Annotated in this window: 20 protein-coding genes; 8 read left to right on the top strand and 12 right to left on the bottom strand. The window is 31.6% G+C overall.

Annotation, left to right across the window (positions count from 1 at the left end; all coding sequences use genetic code 11):
• Positions 1-1128: 1128 nt before the first annotated feature.
• The 8 genes from AN960_RS16605 to AN960_RS16570 all read right to left on the bottom strand — a co-directional run bounded on the left by AN960_RS16605 (position 1129) and on the right by AN960_RS16570 (position 10061).
• A complete protein-coding gene (locus tag AN960_RS16605) occupies positions 1129-2526 on the bottom strand; it encodes a PIN-like domain-containing protein (RefSeq protein WP_056473689.1) in 1398 nt (465 codons plus the stop codon).
• A 67-nt stretch (positions 2527-2593) separates the two neighbouring features.
• On the bottom strand, positions 2594-3496 hold the full coding sequence (locus AN960_RS16600) for a hypothetical protein (protein WP_056473687.1): 903 nt from the start codon (positions 3494-3496) through the stop codon (positions 2594-2596).
• Between the two features lie 393 nt (positions 3497-3889).
• Entirely contained in the window at positions 3890-4801 is a 912-nt protein-coding gene (locus tag AN960_RS16595) for a tyrosine-type recombinase/integrase (RefSeq protein ID WP_056473685.1), read from the bottom strand.
• A 327-nt stretch (positions 4802-5128) separates the two neighbouring features.
• Complete coding sequence (locus AN960_RS16590; RefSeq protein ID WP_056473683.1) at positions 5129-5323, bottom strand: hypothetical protein; 195 nt, start codon at positions 5321-5323, stop codon at positions 5129-5131.
• A 317-nt stretch (positions 5324-5640) separates the two neighbouring features.
• A complete protein-coding gene (locus AN960_RS16585) occupies positions 5641-6882 on the bottom strand; it encodes a DUF6944 family repetitive protein (protein ID WP_056473682.1) in 1242 nt (413 codons plus the stop codon).
• Between the two features lie 99 nt (positions 6883-6981).
• A complete protein-coding gene (locus tag AN960_RS16580) occupies positions 6982-7638 on the bottom strand; it encodes a potassium channel family protein (protein ID WP_056473680.1) in 657 nt (218 codons plus the stop codon).
• Positions 7639-7652: 14 nt separating this feature from the next.
• Positions 7653-8969: a TrkH family potassium uptake protein gene (locus AN960_RS16575; protein WP_082459550.1), complete on the bottom strand. Its 1317-nt coding sequence runs from the start codon at positions 8967-8969 to the stop codon at positions 7653-7655.
• Positions 8970-9146: 177 nt separating this feature from the next.
• On the bottom strand, positions 9147-10061 hold the full coding sequence (locus AN960_RS16570) for a DMT family transporter (RefSeq protein ID WP_056473677.1): 915 nt from the start codon (positions 10059-10061) through the stop codon (positions 9147-9149).
• A 117-nt stretch (positions 10062-10178) separates the two neighbouring features.
• Between AN960_RS16570 and AN960_RS16565 the strand changes: the two genes are divergently transcribed.
• The 4 genes from AN960_RS16565 to AN960_RS16550 all read left to right on the top strand — a co-directional run bounded on the left by AN960_RS16565 (position 10179) and on the right by AN960_RS16550 (position 14470).
• Entirely contained in the window at positions 10179-10907 is a 729-nt protein-coding gene (locus AN960_RS16565) for an alpha/beta hydrolase (protein WP_056473676.1), read from the top strand.
• A gap of 113 nt (positions 10908-11020) precedes the next feature.
• Complete coding sequence (locus tag AN960_RS16560; protein ID WP_056473673.1) at positions 11021-11536, top strand: YjcG family protein; 516 nt, start codon at positions 11021-11023, stop codon at positions 11534-11536.
• Positions 11533-11964, top strand: a complete 432-nt coding sequence (locus AN960_RS16555; protein WP_056473672.1) for a GNAT family N-acetyltransferase — start codon at positions 11533-11535, stop codon at positions 11962-11964. The genes AN960_RS16560 and AN960_RS16555 overlap by 4 nt, the downstream gene beginning before the upstream one ends.
• Positions 11965-12175: 211 nt before the next feature.
• Positions 12176-14470 (top strand): ATP-dependent helicase, encoded by a 2295-nt coding sequence (locus AN960_RS16550; RefSeq protein ID WP_056473670.1) that lies wholly within the window; start codon positions 12176-12178, stop codon positions 14468-14470.
• Between the two features lie 69 nt (positions 14471-14539).
• Here AN960_RS16550 and AN960_RS16545 read toward each other — a convergent pair whose 3' ends face one another.
• Together AN960_RS16545 and AN960_RS16540 are read right to left on the bottom strand one after the other, a co-directional pair.
• A complete protein-coding gene (locus tag AN960_RS16545) occupies positions 14540-14746 on the bottom strand; it encodes a hypothetical protein (protein WP_056473669.1) in 207 nt (68 codons plus the stop codon).
• Positions 14747-14814: 68 nt separating this feature from the next.
• A complete protein-coding gene (locus AN960_RS16540) occupies positions 14815-15165 on the bottom strand; it encodes a DUF1360 domain-containing protein (protein ID WP_056474236.1) in 351 nt (116 codons plus the stop codon).
• A 293-nt stretch (positions 15166-15458) separates the two neighbouring features.
• Here AN960_RS16540 and AN960_RS16535 point away from each other — a divergent pair, with 293 nt between their 5' ends.
• Positions 15459-16004 (top strand): CotY/CotZ family spore coat protein, encoded by a 546-nt coding sequence (locus AN960_RS16535; protein WP_056473666.1) that lies wholly within the window; start codon positions 15459-15461, stop codon positions 16002-16004.
• Positions 16005-16065: 61 nt separating this feature from the next.
• On the opposite strand, the gene AN960_RS16530 is transcribed toward AN960_RS16535, so the two are convergent.
• The gene (locus AN960_RS16530) at positions 16066-16572 is read right to left on the bottom strand and encodes a CotO family spore coat protein (protein WP_056473665.1); all 507 of its coding nucleotides are present in this window, start codon (positions 16570-16572) and stop codon (positions 16066-16068) included.
• A 242-nt stretch (positions 16573-16814) separates the two neighbouring features.
• Between AN960_RS16530 and AN960_RS16525 the strand changes: the two genes are divergently transcribed.
• Complete coding sequence (locus AN960_RS16525) at positions 16815-17288, top strand: hypothetical protein (RefSeq protein ID WP_056473663.1); 474 nt, start codon at positions 16815-16817, stop codon at positions 17286-17288.
• A 379-nt stretch (positions 17289-17667) separates the two neighbouring features.
• Positions 17668-18333, top strand: a complete 666-nt coding sequence (locus tag AN960_RS16520) for a YwrJ family protein (protein ID WP_056473661.1) — start codon at positions 17668-17670, stop codon at positions 18331-18333.
• Positions 18334-18928: 595 nt separating this feature from the next.
• Here the strand turns inward: AN960_RS16520 and fabI are convergent.
• On the bottom strand, positions 18929-19699 hold the full coding sequence (fabI, locus tag AN960_RS16515; RefSeq protein WP_056473660.1) for an enoyl-ACP reductase FabI: 771 nt from the start codon (positions 19697-19699) through the stop codon (positions 18929-18931).
• A gap of 379 nt (positions 19700-20078) precedes the next feature.
• Here fabI and AN960_RS16510 point away from each other — a divergent pair, with 379 nt between their 5' ends.
• Positions 20079-21239 carry an FtsW/RodA/SpoVE family cell cycle protein gene (locus tag AN960_RS16510; protein ID WP_056473658.1) on the top strand — a complete coding sequence of 387 codons (1161 nt, stop codon included), beginning with the start codon at positions 20079-20081 and terminating at the stop codon, positions 21237-21239.
• Positions 21240-21346: the final 107 nt, after the last annotated feature.

Here is a 21346-nt window from a genome sequence, read left to right as displayed (position 1 = left end):
AAGAGCAGGAAAGACTGTTATGAGGATTTTATGAACTATAAAGAAAAGCATCCATTTAAAATAAAGAGGTTATTTATAAGTAGGAGCTGAGATGATGCTCATGCCTTTTTTATTGTAAATATCTTTGTACCAATTAATATGACATCCCAATTTGAGTAACATAAGAAAGCAGGATTTGAAAAAGTCTGCTAAAACTTAAAGTATGTCCACTAAAGTAATTATTTTCTGACAACTATTAGAACCCTTGATATGACTGGGTTTATAAATTAATAAAATTTTCAGTTATATTAAATTTATGTAAGAGTACTTTAAATGGACATTGATAATTAGACATATATATGAATAATCCTTATTAAACTGTTAAATAAAAAGTTAAATACAGTTAAAGTTATTAAAGATGTAATGCTTTTAAGGATAAGTCTGTTCACTATGTTCACCTTTGTATAAAACATACTGATCTAAAGCTCAGACAACAATTAATAAAATAATATTAAATATTGTATAGACATAACAATATAGATACAGATCAATAAATAATTAAAAAACAGCCTAATTTAGCTTAAGGATAACATTTCCCTTTGCTGCATTAGGCTGTTTTTTTTGTTTATATATTGGAATATTTTCTGATGTTGGATTATTAGAAAAATAGAAATACAGTATTACCAAGTGTTATCACTATACATATATCCAAGAAATTAAGAGTCCATCTAATATAAAAAATATTTACAATTAATTTTACCTTTCAAATCTATATATTCTCCATGCATTATTCCTGTTGTACATGATCCTAATAATTGTATATGTGAATCCATCTACTCTGCTTTAGGTCACAATTTATAAATACTACTTTTGTTACTGATATATGAGACAGTTTCATGTCAGTAATATCAACCACATTCAAACAGTCTCAATAGCAGTTGATTATGAGACCATTTATTTATATTGTAAGCAAAAGAAAGGGGGGACATGGGGGAGCAGGAGTAGCTCTGACCTGCAAGTAGTGTCTAAACAATTTCTACAACAAAAAATACTTTTAAGTTGTCAGATAATCTAACAATAGTCTTATAAGATTATAAAAAAGAGCAGGATTCTATTCTCCTACCCTTTAAGTAAAAATCAATTACTTTCTCATAACTGCCCATCTGGAAAAGCTTTAAGGAACTTTATTCTTTCTTTTATTCTGTCTATTCCTTCTAACATATTAAATATCCTTTCATCTAAATCATAAGTAGTTAATTTAAAATAATGTGTCTTTTCTTTACTAGCATCATCTTTATTTAAAGTTGCTAATTCCACCATTAAATCTTTTAACTCTTGCTCTACCCTTTTTATAGCATTTCTCATTGCAAATTTTACTGCTCTATTATATCTAAAGTTTAAGATAGTTTTACTTTTACCCACCTCATGTGTCTCAGAAAGCATTTGTAGGAAAAGATCTTTTTCACTTTCAGTTAAGTAATCAATAAGTTGATTTTTGTTAATTAACTTAAGAAAATAATCATCATTACTAAAAAGGTCATGATTTTTAGGTTCAACTAGGAAATTTTCATCTGCAAATATGTAATGAGCATCTGACTCAACTTTTTCTTCAATATTTCTAATATGCTCAACTTCCTTAGAAACCTCCTGAATTTGTTCTTCTGTCACATTAAAATCCTCATCCAAATATTCTTTTGCATTTATAACAAATTTATCAGTTCTATACATGTAGAAATTCTGATTTGTTTCATTATAAAACTCTTGGATAAGTTGAGGATGTGGTCTTTTAATTTGTCCCTTAGCCTTCTCCCACCAATCCTCTTTTCTATCTTCAGTAATTAATATTATCGGAGATGAATTTTGCTCATCTTTTGCTCTGTCAATTATTTGTTTCCATACAATTAAGTCACCAAACAAATGCTGATACCTAAAATCACCATATGTTCTAAAGCCTTCTTTATCCTTTTTTCCACTATCCTCAAACCCTGGGGGTACATTATTTTTATATCTAACAATTCCCTCTTTTTCAATTTCATCAATTCTCTTTTGTGGGTATGGCACTCCAATAATTCCATCTAGTAAAGATAATAAATCCTTTTGTATTGTGTTAAAGTCAGGTAAACTGTCAATTTCTCTCTTTATCTGATCTTGTACCTGTTCATTTGCAAGTTCTAATCCATCAAGATAAAATTGAAAATTATCTGTCATTATGTAGGGATGTTTACTTTTAACATTACTTAAAGTTTTTTTAGCATCATCTTTTAATTTTTTTAATTCTTTTCCTAATAGGTCATAGCCCTCATGTTGCTTAAACATATTATCTTCATGATTGAAAAAGTACTCAAGTGCAACTTGATGAGGAATCCATAACCTACCTTTTTCTTTTAATGTTTTTAGTATATCTAATAGACTTTGTGTGGACTCTTTTGTAGTGTATTTGTAGAAATTTATTAAAATGTTTGTATCAACTACAAAAACTGCTTTGTCCCATAAATCTTTTAATTCATCTTCTGTATAAGAAATAAATCCTCTAAATTTTTCTAACATAATTATCTCCCTTAAATCTCTATGTATATTTAAAAAAGAGGCTTCCTCAGCCTCTAATTATAATTATTTATTCTTCTGAATTTCCATTAGTTAATAATTTAGTTGCATTCTCAATTAGTGTTAAAGTTTTTTCTACATCAGGGAAAGCTTGTTTTGTTTCTTCTGGAGCATTTAGAGCAGTATGTACTTCTGTACCCTTTGACAATAGTTCAGCTAACTTTTGAATTGAATGTGATAAATTAGTATGATATTCCTGATGACTCTCATCTATATTAAAGTCTTTCATTAAAGCACTTGCATGTGACTGAGCTTGCATTTTTATATTCTCTTCTAAAGCCTTTAAAATTAATTGTCTTGCATTATCTTCTGTCTCAAGCATTTTTATAGTATGACTTGTTTGTTTCCATGATAAATAGCTACTTTTCAAAAAGTTAATTGCACTATTAACAAGTCCACCCATAAAAATAATTGCTTCTTTATTTTCTAATATTATTTCTATCCAATTTGAACCTGAATCAAAATTTTGTAATTTAATAGATGATTTGTATTCATTAATAAAGGTCTGATTAAGTATCATATCAATTTCTTTCATGAAGATTGAGACCTCTTTTAATTCTGTATACATTGGTAATTTTATACTTATTGAATTTTGATCCTGTTCTGGAAGAGCTTCTTTGATTGCATTTATTACTGCAACTACTTTTAAGTTTATGATATCTATTTTAGTGGCAAATGTAGTAAGTCCAGTACCATCAACAATTACTCTTTGGCTCTTATCATGAAATATAGTATCCATTGACTCTAAGTACTCAATATCTTCCTTAAGAAAACCAAGATTTTCTAAATTTCTGATAGCTTTATAGATCTCTTGAAATGCTAGAATTTCATATTTTCCATTTATTTCTTTGTATTCAGCTCTTAAAAAGTTAACATTTTCTTCTAATATCTGTTTAATTTCTCTTAGTCTCATTTCACTAAATCTCCCCAAACATACTTCCATTTATTTCTAATTTATCATTTTTTGACAAGAATGAACATAAAATTACTTAAATTTACAATTCTCTATAATTTAAATTTATAAATAAATTCACTCCTACTTTTTTAATTTTAAAGATATTGTCATATTAAAGAAGGACTATTAAATAAGTAGGACACATATTTTCAACCTCTGAAAGTAATATTGCATTCTCATTAAGGGTTAAGTCTCTTCTTTTAGACATATAGTTCACTCCACTTTATAAACTACAGTACAACCTGTACATTATTCTACAAAAATCAACTAAACCCTTTTTTTCCAACATTATTACATAACAAATAAGGAGCTAGGCTGTCATACCTGCTCCTTAATCTTTTAATTTATTTTTTATAAAAGTTTGTTTAATGGATTAAACTGTTCATTTGATCTTTGTAAATCCTCTACACTCATATTCAAGTATCTTTCTGTAGTCCTAATAGTGGTATGTCTTAGTATTCTTGAGAGGCTCTTAATGTCTCCTCCTGACTGGATATATGTCTTAGCAAAATAATGTCTACATACATGAGCTGAGCATCTATAGTTCAATCCTACAACCCCTGAAAGTCTTTGAAAAAAGTTTCTCACTCCATCAACATTGAGAGGTTTCTTTTGTACATCCATAAAAATATGTGTTGGTAGTTCTCCAAAATGTTCTATGTTATATGCTTTCCATGATAATAACTCTTTAATTAGTAAATCACTTACAGGAATAAACTGCTCTTTCCTAGCTTTGCCATATACTCTCATCATTGCATTTTGCAGATCAAGATCAGACCATTTAAGGTTGCAAACTTCCCCTCTTCTTAATCCTGTAGAAATGAAAGTTAGAAAAAGATAATAATTCCTTTTAGCAATGTGAGGAAAGTGTTTTTCTAATCTACATCTCCTCTTTAAATAAGAAATAATCATTTTCACATCTTTATCAGTAAATGCAGTAGTATAACTGTCTTCTCTAACCTTTGTAATGGCTTTAAATGAATTAGTTTCTACTATATCCTCCTCAATGCCCCAATTAAATAAAGCCTTTAACAGTTTTAACTTTGTATTGAGAGTTACAGGGTTATTGCCTAGCTCTTTACATTTAAACATAAAACCTTTTGCTACTCTTGTATTAACTTGTTCTACCTTAGTTAGTCCTTCATCATGTAAATACTGCTCAAACATTTTAAAAGTATCCTGATAACCTTTAATAGTAGCTGGGGAAAGTCCTCTGTAATTTCTTTCCTCAATAAATTCCTTTGTAAACCTATTAAATTGCATAAAAAAAACCACCTTCCTAAACTTTTAGGGTTGTGGTGTACTGATGTTTATAAGTGCTCAACTGCCATAAAAAGCAGGTAAAAGTTCACTGTCTGAAAAATCACTTGTGTCAACTGATGTCTAGCTTTTGCTCAACTTTTAAACAGGTTTTTGATACCTGTCAAGGTAGTGCTCTCCCAGCTGAGCTATGGAATCGTAATATATGTGAGAGATCATTCTCTCTAATTAAGTCTATTATACTGTTTTGTCTAAAACTCTTCAACCAATATTTAACAAAAAATTTCGAATATAAGTCCACTAGTTTGTAGTTTTAATTTTGAAAAATACTCATTTATTCGACCTTGCTTCGATTTCACCAATTGTATGCATTAAATCTTTCCATCTCAAATCTTTGTCTTTCGGTATATTGCTTAATAGAATACTACCAATCACAATTGTTAAGAACAATAGCAAAACACCCACACCAAATACAAATGTCTGAACTTTATAGTTTTTAACGATTTTTATCATTCTACTTTTCATAGGCGATCTCTCCAATAGTTAAAAATTAATATTCCCATATTCCTTAACTAAACATGGTGAAGGTATACCCTCTTTACTATTAATATTTTCCTGTTTGCCTATTATGTAATCAAAAATTTTTAAAATCGTTTACTATTGAGTATTTTACTAAATTTGTAAGAGTGCAAGTACTGTACTGCTGACATATATCTTCTATTTAATAATATACTCTACAAGATTCTTTTAAGCTCCTTTAAGAAACAGCTTTATATGAGGAACTCTTTTTAATCTTTAATCTATGTATCTAGAACTAACATCCACACTATTGCTTATTTTTGTTAGCTCTTTTTCTTTATCTCTGTATATTCTGAGGACATGCTTTTCTTTTGATTTTGTTCTATATTATTCTCCGCTGATTTTTTCTGTTTATTTTTTCTTTTAGAATTGTTCTTCTTTTCGAATGTCTTCTCCTCTTTGTCATCTTGATCATCTTGTTCATCTTGTTCATCTTGTTCAGAATTCCTTTTAAATAACTCTTTTTGTTCAGCGTATACGGATATGATTGAACCACCAGCTTGAATCCAACTTCCACTATATTTTAATAGTAATGCTAGTTCTTCGTATTCCTTCACTAATGGGTTTGTTTCAGTTTCTGAATCATATTGTTGAAGCACATCAAAAATGACTCCATCTGCCAGATCACTAGGCTCGCTTTGTTGGCTAAAAATTGATTCATCCTGTTGAGTTGGAATCGTTTCATATTGTTCATCAATTGGTTCATAATCTGGTAATCTACCAAAAAGATATTCAATTTCATTCAATTTTTCATCATTAGAAGATTCACTTACTAGTTCTGATATTTTTCCATTATGATCTTCAGTTTCATTTGAAAGTTCAACGGTATCATCTTCAGGTAATCTTCCAGTATATTCCTGTACTTCATCAAATATAATTCCATCCGATAGTTCACTAGCCTCAGATACTGGCGCACTGCCATGATATTCTTGCAGTACGTCAAATATGACTCCATCTGATAAATCGCTAGGTTGTTCTACTTGCCCGGTTTCTTCTAAATAGTCTTTTAAATCCTCTATTTCTAGCTCTACGAAACCAGCTAATGATTGTAATGTGTTTCCAATCGCTTGTAAAAAATTTCCCATAAAACCAGATACATCAAAATCTTCTGAACTTACTTCGTCTAAAGCTGCGATTAATCCACCGAAAGCTTGTTGAGCATTCCCTGTTATATTTAATTTTATCGCTCGATCTGGGTTTTTTTCTTCTTCTTCTTTTTCTTCCTCTGCTTCTGCAGCTAATAAACTAAATAATACAGTGACATTACCTGAAGCTTGGATAATTTCACCTGCATCTTCTAATACACTAGGTTCTCCTAAATAAGCTTCTATTATATTTCCGATTGCTTGAAAGGCATTACCGCCAAAATCTAGATGAAAACTTAGTTCCTCCCACCCTTTTCGGTCTTCTCCTTTTAACCCTCTCATAGGTGTACTACTAATTGCTGAACTGACCGTTCCTAACGCATTTATCCAGGATCCAATAACTTCCATAACTTGGCTCATACAAGAACACCAATCCTTGATTAGTCATTTAGGATTAGTATATTCAACCATGACGTTTAAACGTTCCAAATAGGTAAATATAATTAAGCCCTAATTGATTTACCCAACTTTTTTCTTAAACAATTCAATTTTTGATTTTTCTCCTACAATAAAAATTAAATCACCACTTTGAAAAACTACGTCTCCAATTTGTGATACCATTGGCTCACTGTCACGGATGATTAGGACAACCGTAATGCCAAATTTCACTGAAAAATTCATTTCTCTCAATGTTTTACCAACTAATTTTTCAGGGATGACCGTTTCAACTCCTGCAACGTTCTTTGTAATTTCTATGTATTCAATTATCCCACTCATCGCTTCCATACGTGCTGCTTTATGTCCAGCTTCCTCTTCTGGATAGATTACTAAATCCGCTCCAATGCTTTCTAAAATCCCACCAACTTCACGATTATTTGCTTTACAAATTATTCTTTTTACTTTTCTCTCTTTCAATCTTCTCGTTATTAAGATAGAGGCTAAAGAATCCGTTCCAATCGCTACAAATACTGCATCAAATTGACTTACATTTAAATCCTCTAGAATAGACTCTTCACGCAAATCGCCAATTACTGCATACTCTGTGTACTCTTCTAATTGGTCTAATGTCTTTTTATCTTTATCACAAACAACAACTTCATGACCTAACCGATCAAATTCTTTTACAATTCCTCTCCCAAAACGTCCAGCACCTATTACCAAATATTGTTTTGGCATATATAATTTCCTCCTTACCCAACTGCTAAGTCTTTTTCAACATATTTTAATTTTTGATTATCTACTCGAAGTACGAAATAAATTAACGTGAAAATCCCAATTCTTCCAATAAACATTAATAAAATTAAGACTATTTTTGACACGCTATGAATATTTGTTGTAATCCCTAATGATAATCCAGTATTTGTGATGGCCGAAATGACTTCTAGTAATATTAAATCTAACTGAAATGGTTCAAAAATCGAAATAAAAATTGTTGCAGATGTGATTAAAATGATAAAGCTCATCGCAATAACAAATGCACGGTCAACTACTTCTTTCTTTACGCTTGTTCTAAAAATAATTGTATCTTCCTGTGACTTAATAACGGAAAACATCTTTGCAGCTAATACCGAAACGGTTGTTAAACGAATCCCACCTGCTGCACTCGACGAAGCTCCACCGATATACATCAGCACTAAAAGTATTAAGATTGCGGGCAATGTTAGTTCTGCAATATCAAGCGGTGCATACCCACCATTTCGACTCGTAACTGATAAAAAAAATGAATTTGTTAGTTGATTAAAAAAATTTAAATGTTTAAACGCATGTCGTCTTTCTAAAAGCCAAAAAACAATTGTCCCAATAATCATAAACGAAAAATGCAGGCGCATATTAATTCTTGTAAATAAGGATTTTTTCTTATTGTATTTATAGATATATTCCATAATAGTCGGATAGCCTAATCCACCTATAAAAATTAGCGCTGCTGTTACAATTAAAACTACATTATTTTTTTGAAATGAAATTAAACTATTTCCAAATAAATCAAAACCGGTATTTGTAAAGCTTGCAACGGAATGAAAAGCAGTAACTAATAAAGTTTCTAATGCAGTATCATACTTCCCTCTAAATTGACTATAAAAAAAGAGTCCACCTATAAATTGAAAAAATAATGATGTATATAAAACTGATAAACTTAATCTTTTAATTGTCTTAAAGCTACTTTGATTTTGATCCTTCGATATGACTAGTAAATTTGAAATTGTCATCCGAATACCGAGTAGCATAAAACCATAACTAATAAATACAACAATTCCGATTGCACCAATTTCCATTTGGATCATTAATAGTATTTTCCCCCATACATTAAATGTCTCAACTAAGTTTACTGTTGTTAGTCCAGTCACACTAATCGCACTCGTTGAAACAAATAAACTGTCTATATAACTTATATTCGAAATTCGCGTAAATGGGAGATAGTATAAGAATGAAAATAAAAATGTAATGATTATATAAGAAATAAAGATGTAATGGAGAGGATTCTTGGCCTTTTTCTTCCTTTTCTTCATAAGTAGCTCTTTTCTCCTTTTATTTGCTAGATAAAAGTTTATGGAATATTTTTCTAATCGCTATTATCTATTCTACCTATTTTTAGTTAAAAAACAAAAAAACTTTCAATCTAAAGATAGATTTGAAAGTTTTTTGAAGTAATTTTTAAATTTAATTTAATAACTTTTCGTGATTCTCTAAGCTGATGAAGAATTATCTGTTTTGACTTGTATTGATGAAATTTCTTTTTGCTGTTGATATAGGTACAAGAATACACTCACAATTACGATTGTGCCTCCAATTAGCTGAAATGATGATAACATTTCGTGAAGAAGGAAAACTGCTAAAATCGATGCACCAACTGGTTCCCCAAGGATACTCATTGATATTGTCGTAGCATTTACGTAATTTAATAAATAGTTATTTATAATATGTGCTAATGAAGGAATAATGGCAGATGCAATAAATATGATCCAATCTTTTGATTGGTAATCAAAGAAATTATCCATCGTTACGATATTATAGATTGTTAAAAATGCAGCTGAAAATGCGAATACCCAAAAACTATACACCCAATGAGATGTATTTTTTACGGTTGTTTGTCCAACCATTAAATAGAGCACTGCAGCAATTACACTTAAAAATGAAAGAATATCACCTTTAAACGCTGACATACTTAAGCCGATATCACCGAATCCTATTAGACATACGCCAATAATAGCGATAATCATACATATTTTAGATTGCATAGACGTTCGCTCTTTAAATACAAAGTATCCAAGAATCATTGCCACTAATGGCTGAAGAGCTAATATGATCGTTGAGCTTGCCACTGAAGTGAAAACTAATGAACCATACCATAATATAAAATGGATAGCTAACATTAACCCACCTAAAGCGAATGATTTATAATGTGATTTTTTTAAAGCTTTTAATTCATTTTTTCGTTTCAATACAAATGGTAGCATCCATATACATGTAAACCAGAGGCGATACATGCTTAAAACAGATGGAGAAGCATTCGTCCATTTAGCTAATATAGCTGAAGTTGAAATCGCAACAATGGACAAAATTAATAAAGACATCATTGCATTAGGTTGTTTTTTACTCATGTTTCACCTCTTTTCAGACTTATTTTGTAAGCGTTTAATACATTTTGCTTTTCTAAATTTTTTGTATGAAGTAACATCTAATTATATCATCCTAGGGAAAAGAAGAGGAGACATTTTATGATTCAAACAAATGGTACTAGAGAAGAACATACATTATATAGTGAGCACATTAAAAAAGAAATAACATTTACAATATACTATTCAAGCATGCACACTCCGTTAATAAAACATCACTTATTAATTGCCCAAGATGGACAAGATTATTTTAATTTAGGAAAAGTTCATCGAGTAATTGAAAAATTAACAAAAGAAGGTTCAATTCAGCCTACAATTATAGTGGGTATACCATATTCTTCACCAGATGAGCGCTTTAAACTATACCACCCTTCTCAACCTGGTCAAAAAAACTATATTCGTTTTTTAGCTGAAGAATTACTTCCATATTTAGATGATCATTTACCTTTACTTGGATTAGCCCATAGCAGAACATTAATCGGCGATTCATTAGGTGGTACTGTTTCATTACAAGCTGCATTTACATATCCTAATACATTTGGACAAGTCATTATGCAATCACCATTTGTGAACGATGATGTAATAGAATTTTTAAAGAATACAAAATTAAATTCGATTCTTTCTATTGTTCAAACTGTTGGAAAACAAGAAGATAATGTTTTCACACCAAGTAAGCAATGGGTTAATTTTGTCAAAGGTGGTTTACAGTTAAAGGAATATTTAGCAAATTTCCCTGTAGAATTACATTACTCAGAATATGAAGGGGACCATACTTGGACAAACTGGGAAAAGCAACTTGAAGATGTATTAAAAATTAGTTTAGCAAAATAATTCGTGAAACTTAGCGATTTTCAAAAAATTTGGTATAATTAAAATTAGTTATTTTTATTTTGTTAATTTTTTCAAATTAAAATATAAAGTATTGCAAACAGGAGGTAATTTTTATGAAATGTGGCGTTGTTATTTTCCCATCTAATTTCGTTCAAGAAAAGGCTAATGAGTATAGAAAACGTTTTGATCCAGCTTATACGTTAATCTCTCCTCATGTAACATTAAGAAGTGGATTCGAATTAAACGAAGAGCAACTTCCAAATATTATTTCACAATTAAATGAAATTGCGAGTCAAATTGAACCATTTGAATTGGAAATTAATAAAGTAAGTTCTTTTGCACCAGTTAATAATGTCATCTATTTAAAAGTTACACCTGTTGAAGCATTAAAAGAGCTTCATGAAAAAATGCACACTGGCGCTTTCCCAGAAATAAAAGATTATGCTTTCATACCGCATATTACAATCGGTCAGCAATTACAAGATGCTGAATTTGCTGATATTCTAGGCCAGTTACGTATGATTCAATTTAGTTACAATGAAGTAGTAGATAACTTTAAATTAGTTTACCAATTAGAAAACGGTGCTTGGGAAGTGTATGAAACATTTAAATTAGGAGCAAAAAAATGAGCATTCGCACAATCGTCGCAGCAACAGACTCAAGTATACAAGACGCTCTTAAAGTACGAGTAGAAGTTTTTGTAGAGGAACAACAAATTTCAAGAGAATTAGAGTTTGATGGCCTTGACGAAGAATGTATACATTTTGTTTCATACGATGGAGAACAGCCGATTGCTGCAGGTCGACTTAGATTAATCGAATCGACTGGAAAAGTTCAGCGAATTTGCGTTTTAAGTAACTATCGAGGAAAAAAAATTGGGAATGAAATTATGTACTTAATTCATAAAACTGCAAAGGAAAAAGGCTTAAATCAATTAGTCCTACACGCACAAGAATCTGCCATTCCTTTTTATGAAAAATTAGGTTATGCAATCTCTTCCGAAATATTTTTTGAAGCTGGTATTCCTCATGCCGAAATGAAACTAAAATTAAATTAAACACACTTAAAACTATGATTCAATTGAATCATAGTTTTTTCATGGGAAAATAAAAAACTATACTCGAGGCTATGTGACAAATAACGATCATACTAATGTATTTAGTTCTATCCAGATGAAAAGATACTTTTTTCCCATTAAAATTCACTTTTCGTACACAAATCTTTTTGGTAACATAGATGAGTCTGCTTTAATTTTAAGGGGGAAAATAATGAAAATTGCAAACTATCAAAATCAATCAATCTATTTACCAGAATTCCCTCGATCAAGATATGAGGAAATATATCAAGCCAGTATTCGCGGGGAAGTTAAATGTGTTAATTGCCATCAAAAATTAAGCTTCACATTAACTATTTATGATATTCCTCATTTTTATCATATAAACAAAGAGCAAAATCTAGCATGTATAAATCATACCGTAGAGTTGGAGCAAGAAATTGTTGCTAGATTTGAACATAATAATTCTACTACCGAAAATACTAACGATCGTATTATTAAACTACCTACTAAGCGTTCGATTTCAAATACAGCTACAATCGAAAAAATAGATGAAAATCAATTTATTAACAGACTACCTTTTTACAATATTCCACCATATAAAAAAAATGAACAAAAAACGGATGAATTTGTAATCAATCAAATTTCATTAGATTCACAACAATGGAATGCTGTTACACATATCGGTTCGCCATTACTTGTACTTGCTGGAGCCGGAAGTGGTAAAACACGAGTCATTACAACACGAGCAATGCACTTAATGAATAGCGGTATACTCCCGCATGAAATGATGCTCGTAACATTCACGTCAAAAGCATCTGCAGAAATGAAAGAACGAATGAAAGGTCTAGGTTACCCTATTCAACAAATGGAAATCGGTACCTTTCATAGTATTTTCTATAAAATGCTTTTACGGTTTGATCGAGCAAAATGGGATTCAAGTCGATTAATTAAATCGGATTTTCAAAAGGAGATCATGTTAAAGCAAATTGGTCGACGACTTGAAATTGATGAAAAATCATTTGCATACGACCAAGCTATTCAACAAATCGGCTTATGGAAGAACTCTTGTGTTTATCCACATGAGATTAGATCAAAAGATGCTTGGGAAGAACAAGTTACTTCTCTTTATGAAGGCTATGAATCATTAAAAAAGCAAAACGGTCAATTTGATTTTGACGATATGTTACTCGGTTGCTTTGAAATGTTAAATGAAAATAATGAATTACTTTTACATTATCAAAATCGATTTAAATGTTTATTAGTGGATGAGTTTCAAGATATTAATAAAATCCAATTCAATATTCTAAAAATCCTATTTCAACATACAGAAAACATTACAGCTGTTGGTGATGATGATCAGTCAATATATGCGTTTAGAGGAAGTGACCCTAGGTTTATCTTAGACTTTAAAGAGCATTTCCAAGGATCTAAAATTTATCATTTAAGTGAAAATTATCGTTCCACCCACGGGATTGTATCATTAGCAAACGAAGTTATTAAGCCTAATAAAAACCGCTTTGTCAAATCAATGCATGCTCAATATGACTACGATCAAGTACCTTCTTTCTTCTTTCCTTACGATGAAGAAGAAGAAGCAACGATGATTATTAATGATATGAAAGAAAAAATTAATAACGGTGCAAATCCAGGACAATTTGCAATTTTGTATCGCACTAATACTGCATCAAGGGCTGTTTTTGAACGATTAATTGGAACAAGCTTACCGTTTACAATCGATCAAGATGGTGACTCATTTTATGATCGACCGATTATTCGAAAAATGATCTCTTTCCTACTATTAATAGGAGATGAGGATCACCAAGCAGCATTGAAGGAAATATTACCTGTCTTTTTTCTAAAACAACAAGCATTTCAAGATGCGAAAATGAATAGTGTTATGCAAAATCTATCTTTCTTAGAGGCATTCACTACTATTAAAAGTGCAGCACCATTTCAAATTAAAAAAATTGAAAACCTGATAAAGATTTTACGTTATTTAAAACATGCATCTCCTTTAGATGCAATTGAGCGAATTGAAGAAAGTCCAGCATTTATGGACTATATTAAAAAACGTGGAAATGAGTCTAATAAAATCGAACGACCTTCTGATGATTTAAGAGATTTAAAAGTCGTAAGCAAAAATTTCAAATCAATTAGAGAGTTTGTTGATCACGCATTTCATATCTCTGCTAAATTTAAAGAATATAAGCAGAAAAAAAATCAGTCATCACAAGGTAATATTTCGCTTTTAACAGCTCACCGTTCAAAGGGATTAGAGTATGATTATGTTTATATTCTAGGTGTTGTAGACGGCGGATTCCCTCATGATTATGCTTTAGAATCTTTAAAAAATGGCAACTCAGATCAACTAGAAGAAGAACGTCGCCTTCTTTATGTGGCATGTACAAGAGCTAGAAAGCTATTATACTTATCGATTCTTCAAAAAAGAAGAGGGAAAAAAGCTAATTCATCAAGATTAATTCGACGTTTTATTAATAAAAAATAATATTGCCAACTATCATAAATAAGTACAAAAAATTAAGGTGAGCAAAATATGCTCACCTATTTTTATGGATTATCGTCTAGTTGTTCTACTGCCACAGCCACAACCTGATTTTTTCACATAGCCGGCCGGAGCGCCTTGGTAATATGGGTTATAGTTCGCTTGATTCATTTGTTGTTGCATTTGTTGTTGTTGCATTATTTGTTGTTGCATTTGGTACTGTTGTTGTTGTTGTTGCCATTGATAAGGAGTCATTTGACCTTGACCTTGATTATACATATCTTCCCTCCTATATAAGTCTATTCATAATAGTATATGAAAGGAATTTTCAATCGTTCTACCTAAAATTACGAATTCAGTCTATTAACAATCGTTTCTATTACGCCTGCTGCCCCTGCAATAGCTAATAAAATGATGATGAACTCTCCCACATGTGGGAAGAACACATATATTAATAGTAAAAACGCTGTACACCAAATTCCACTACACCAAGTACAACTTAATAACTCACCAAAAAAGTATTGAATTCCACTTCCTTTAATCTTTGTATAAGTAACTGGCATCCCATTTTCTTCAAGAGTTATTTCATCAATAAAAGGTCTTCTTAGAAAAGCTGTTATTTTATCGTGAACAACTAAACGAGTCAATCGAAAGCTTGCCAAAATTAAGATGAATAGCAACAACCAACTTATATCCATGTTAAGTACGAAGGACATGGGATATGGATGCAAGGGGTAAATAATCTCACTTCCTTACCCTACGTTTATGCTCCTCTAATCCCTTCCAACCCTTCTCCTCCCCTTCTCTTTTTTACTCTCCCTATTCCCCTTTTACAGATCTAATCTCTTCTTTGTCCTTCTAGCTTTAACTGTACTACTCTGCTCCTAAGCCCATTTATCTAAAAAAGCAATAATCTTCAGTAACCGTTTTTCGCCTGCTTAATATCATAGTTAATGTAATATCCATCTAAAAGTGATAAGGAGTGAAAAAGATGAGTTGCAAAGACAACCACGACAAAAAAAGAAACCACTGTGTATGTGACGTTGTAAAATTCATAAACGATCTACAAGATTGCGCAACACACACTTGCCCAACAGGTTGTGACGTTCCATTCTTAGGTGCTAACCCTAATGTCCCTCTTGCAAATACTCGCCCTTTCCTATTGTATTTAGCAAACGGTGAATTATTTAGAGTACCAGCATTTAATAATAATATGATGGCAGTTATGGCTCAACAAGCTAATAATCAAAATCAAGACGGCAATCAAAACCAAAACAAAAACGCTCAAGTCAACAATTGCCAAGATACAGTTGTTTTCCGTGTTGAAAGTGTAGATGAAGATTGCTGTGCAGTATTAAGAGCACTAGTTCCAGTTAAACAAAACCAAGGCGGCGGAAACAAAAATCAAAATCAAAATACTTTCTGCGAATTAGTAGAATCTGACATGTTTGTTGCTTCAAACACTTGTGTAACTGTTGACTTAGATTGCTTCTGTGCAATCCAATGCTTACGTGACGTACACGTTTCAAATCTGTAAGTTTAATGTAAACTAAAAAACTATGGGTGGTAGATCATGTATCTACCACCTTTTTAACGCCTTAAATACCTACCATTTGAATACTTACAATACTTTGAATATCCAATTCGATATCATTTATTTTTGAAGAAACCTTAATTGAAACCTTTCCTTCGTTGTAACCCATAATATAGCCAATAAATAAATCTTTTTCTGTTCGAATTCGGCACTCAACCTTTGGAATATAATGAGGCTTATTAATCATAAATAAAACTTTTTCTTCATTCGTCATAGCTTTAAATGGTTTTTTCATCCAAGCATTGTCTGCTTCGACTTGTTCTTCTTGCTGTTCTTCTTGCTGCTCTTCTTGTTCATCTAAATTCACAACAACTTCTAATTCCTCTACTTCTTCTAGTTCTTCAACTTCTTCGTATTTAGGAGCTACATATTTTTTATCCTTTTGTTTTTGATCCTGATTATTTACTTTGACCACATAAGAGTGTTGTACGTTCAACTTGGCTTCTTGAAAATCCGGCTGCGCAATATATAATAATGGCTTTACACCTTCTTTAGACTCTTTTCTTGCCATTGTTGTTCCTCCCTCGTAAGTGTGCTCTCATAAATTATATGAACAGACAATATTTATCATGTTACTTTTTTCTCAAACAAGTAACCTACAAATTTGATAGAAATACGAAATATTTGCCTATCAACACTTGACTAATTTTATACATATTCATATAAATTGGACAAATATCCTAGTACAAACAATTGACAGGGCACATATAAATACATTGTAACCGCACAGAAAAAACAAGGAGCGATGAAAAAGTGAATAAAGAGTTATTCTCAGTATTCGTAGGTAAAGGAGTTAGAATTGGTCGAGGAGGTCATGAATCTAAAGAAGGTTTATTAATTGGTGCATTTGGAACACATATTGCTCTTTTTACAGAGGCTGAAGGTGTAATCTACTTCCCTTATACTCATATTAAAAGCGTAACTTCATTTGCTAAAGGTAAATTATCTTTTGATGAAATGTACAATACGATTGAATTATTACCAAACGAGAGTTTTGTAGACTTATTAAATTCTCAAGTTAGACAATGGGTAAAAATTAATCGCGGTGGCCACGACAAAGTTGAAGGCATTCTTCTTGATGCAAACCATGATTATGTAGAAATTTCTTTTAACGATGAACTAGTGTATATTGCTACTTATCATGTAAAAAGTGTAAGTTTCGGAGAAAAATTTGAAGTTTACGAAAGAAGTAATACGACAAGCCAAACATTAAGAAGAAGAAAATAATGTTTAGAAAGGTCGTTTTATGAAATAAAACGACCCTTTTTTATAAAACTTTGACCCTCGATGCCATTCTAATTATGTAAAACCATTATAAAGTAATTTGAAACTATACTTAATTTTGAGTGGTAATCAATAGATCATTGGAAGTATGCTGTTATGAAATAACTGATCCATCTATAAAATTTTCAAACTTAATAATCTTTTTTCATTCATATAAGACAGGCACTATCTACCTTGCCAACCTTTAGATGAAATGATTGATTTTATTTAGACAAACTATCATCCTAATTGATATGTCCATATTAATAAAATTGAAAATCCTTTTTCAGAAATGAACATGTCTGAATAATAATGATTTATCTTTTTAAGAAAGGAGAAAATCATGGCAAGTTTCAAAAATTTTCTCAACAAACAAGTTACAATTGAAATATCTGGTAACAGTAATGTTGATGGAATCTTAATTGAAGTTGGAAATGATTTATTAGTTGTTTTCAATGGTGAAAATTTCCTTTATATTCCACTACTTCATATTCATAATCTTAGTGAAAGTACACTCGAAGAATCCTTTGGTGTTGTCCCTTCCCTACAAGAATTAGAACACGAAAAAGATGAGTTATCTTTACGTAAAGTATTAACTGCTGCCAAAGGGATTTTTGTAGAAATTAATCTCTCAAATAATCGTTCTTTTCATGGCTTTATTACAACCATCATGAATAATTACTTCGTATTCTATTCACCGATTTATAAAATCATGTATATATCCCTACAGCATTTAAAGTGGTTAACCCCGTATCTCACTGAAAAAACCCCTTATATGTTAAGTCATAATTTATTACCTGTTAATCCTTCTAATATCCCTTTAGCACGCACGTTAGACGTTCAATTAAATAAGTTGATTGGTGAATTAGTCGTAATGAACAGTGGAGAAAATTACGAATATATAGGTAAGTTGAGTTCCATTGACTCAAATTTCATAGAGTTGACTACATCTAGAGGAGAAAGCAAATTAGTAGGTCTTCGTCACTTAAAATCAATTTTTATTCCGTAAGAATTAATTAAAATTAAAATGCCACATTTAAAATAGATAAGTGCCTATTTATGACCATCATAAGAAGGCACTTTTTTTATTTGACTAATATGTCAGGTTAATTTCCCTAACCGAATGTTTACCTATATAAGGAAAAGGAAGGACGCTTTTTTCCACTCCAGGATGTACGCTTTAAATAGGAGCATGAGCTGAGCTATTTCGTTCCAAAGGGATCTTTAGCCTTCCCTCATCTCCAATTTGAGATGAGCAACATCCGTTCTAATCTGATGAGTTAGTTACTTTCTGCTTCTCGCTGTTGTACTTACTCATGAACACCTTATGAGTATGTTATTTTCGTCTTCTCGCTCTCTTACTTACTCATGAACACCTTATGAGTATGTTATTTTCGTCTTCTCGCTCTCTTACTTACTCATGAACACTTATGAGTATGTTATTTTCGTCTTCTCGCTCTCTTACTTACTCATGAACACCTTATGAGTATGTTATTTTCGTCTTCTCGCTCTCTTACTTACTCAAGAACCTTAGTTAAAGTATGTTCATTAAAAACACGAAAAAAAATAGAAGCCATTAAAGACTTCTATTTTTCTTGCTCTTCTTATCCCATTATATGGTATCCAGAATCAACATGAATGTTTTCTCCAGTAATACCTCTTGCTAAGTCACTAAATAAGAATAAGGCAGAATCTCCTACTTCTTCTTGTGTTACGTTTCTACGTAATGGAGCTTTTTCTTCGATCTCTTTTAAGATTGTATTAAAGTCGCCAACACCTTTTGCAGAAAGCGTACGGATTGGCCCTGCAGAGATTGAGTTTACGCGAATATTGTCTTTCCCTAAATCGTTTGCTAAATAGCGTACAGAAGCTTCTAGAGCTGCTTTAGATACACCCATTAGGTTATAGTTTTGCATTACACGCTCTCCACCTAAGTATGTTAGCGTAACAATGCTTCCACCTTCAACCATTAATGGTTTTGCTTCACGAGCTACTCCTACTAAAGAGTAAGCACTAATGTTTTGTGATAGTAAGTACCCATCACGGCTTGTGTCTACAAAATCACCTTTTAAATCTTCTTTATTAGCAAAAGCGATACAGTGTGCTACACCATGAATTTTGCCTACTTGCTCTTTAATTGATGCAAAACATTTTGCTAAATCCTCATCACTAGTTACATCACATTGAACTAAAAGATTGTTTGGATTTTCTAATGAGTCAGATAATTCACGAACACCTTTTTCTAATCTTTCAGTTGCGTATGTAAAAATTAAATTTGCTCCCGCGCTATGTAATGATTGTGCAATACCCCAAGCGATACTACGGAAGTTTGCAACACCCATAACAACAAAAGTTTTGCCTTGCAATGAAATCATATTATTCATCTCCTTTATTATTAGTTATTAGTACTAGATACTAAAATAGTAGCACAAATACGATGAATTGAAAATAGTAAAGTTATATCTAGCTTTATCCACATAAAGAAAACTCGTCGACTGACGAGCCTTTTAGGCGAAGTCAGAGGCATAGTTGCACTTATACTTTGTTCCTAGAATTGGCTACCACGTCGAGTACTATTCCTAGCTGCCGATTTATATTTTAAAGTGAAAAATATAAATATAATAGTTTATTTAAAAAGAGTTTATAGTTTTGAATTCCTTTAAGGGCGAAAATAAATTATAATGATGATTGTCGTACATTAAATGTGCCTATTTAAAAGCATACTAATAATACTTATTATAGAGAGGTGAGGACATGAAGGAAGACCGTACATCTCCCTTTCAAATTGATTTCAAATTACTTTTTATCCTTTTTTGTATTGCCGCTGTAAGTTACCTTGCAATTACTAGTGCAATGCCAAGCCTTCCTGCAAATCTAAGAAACATCAATTTCGCTGGACAACAAATTAAATGGTATATCATTGGACTTGTTGGTATTGCTTTAATTATGATTATTGATTTTGATCGATATAAAAATGTTATTTGGTATATGTATGGAATTGGACTACTCCTGCTACTTGGATTAGAACTGCATATCCCAGGTGCTAAAACTATCAAAGGTGCAACGGCGTGGTACACATTACCTGGTATCGGTAACTTCCAACCATCTGAATTAATGAAAATTTTTATGATCATTATTTTAGGAACGATTATTTCAAGACATAATGAAACGTACGCTGTTCGTGGAAAAAGAGAAGATATTTTACTATTAGGTAAAATATTCGGTATTTCATTACCTCCTTTACTACTAATTGCGAAAGAGCCTGACTTAGGAAATACAATGGTTATGTGCGCAATTATCGCAACAATGATTTTAGTTTCTGGAATTCGTTGGCGCTATATTCTTGGACTAGTTGTATTAACGATTTGTCTTGGTGCTTTCATGGTTTATCTATACTTTTATCATTTTGAATTTTTCACTTCGCATATACTTGAGGAATACCAGTTAAATCGTTTTTACGGTTGGTTAGCACCGTATGAATATCCTTCTCAAGGATATCAGCTTACTCAAGCATTAATGGCAGCTGGTTCTGGTTTACTTACTGGTAAAGGGTTCCATCACGGTGAAGCATACTTCCCTGAACCACATACAGATTTTATTTTCACAGTAATCTGTGAACAATACGGGTTCATAGGAGCAAGTATAGTAATTTCATTATTCTTCTTATTAATTTATCGCATGATTCATATTGCTTTAGAAAGTAACGACAAATTTGGTAGTTATCTTTGTGCTGGTGTAGTCGGAATGTTTACTTTCCAGATTTTCCAAAATATTGGTATGACGATTGGTCTACTACCGATTACAGGGATTACTCTACCATTCGTAAGTTACGGAGGAAGTTCTCTAGCAACTAACCTACTTGCAATTGGATTCATCCTTAATGTAAGATCTAGAACAAATAAATATATGTTCTGATAGAGTAGAGAAACAAAAAAGACAGGGGTAAAGATCTAATGAAGATCTTTACCCCTTCTTTTTTTATTTAGCAATATCGCTACTTGGAAAGTTCTTTGACGCTGCTT

The organism is Bacillus sp. FJAT-25509, assembly GCF_001420605.1.
GTDB lineage: Bacteria > Bacillota > Bacilli > Bacillales > Bacillaceae_G > Gottfriedia.
This window is presented reverse-complemented; position numbering and strand designations above follow the sequence as displayed.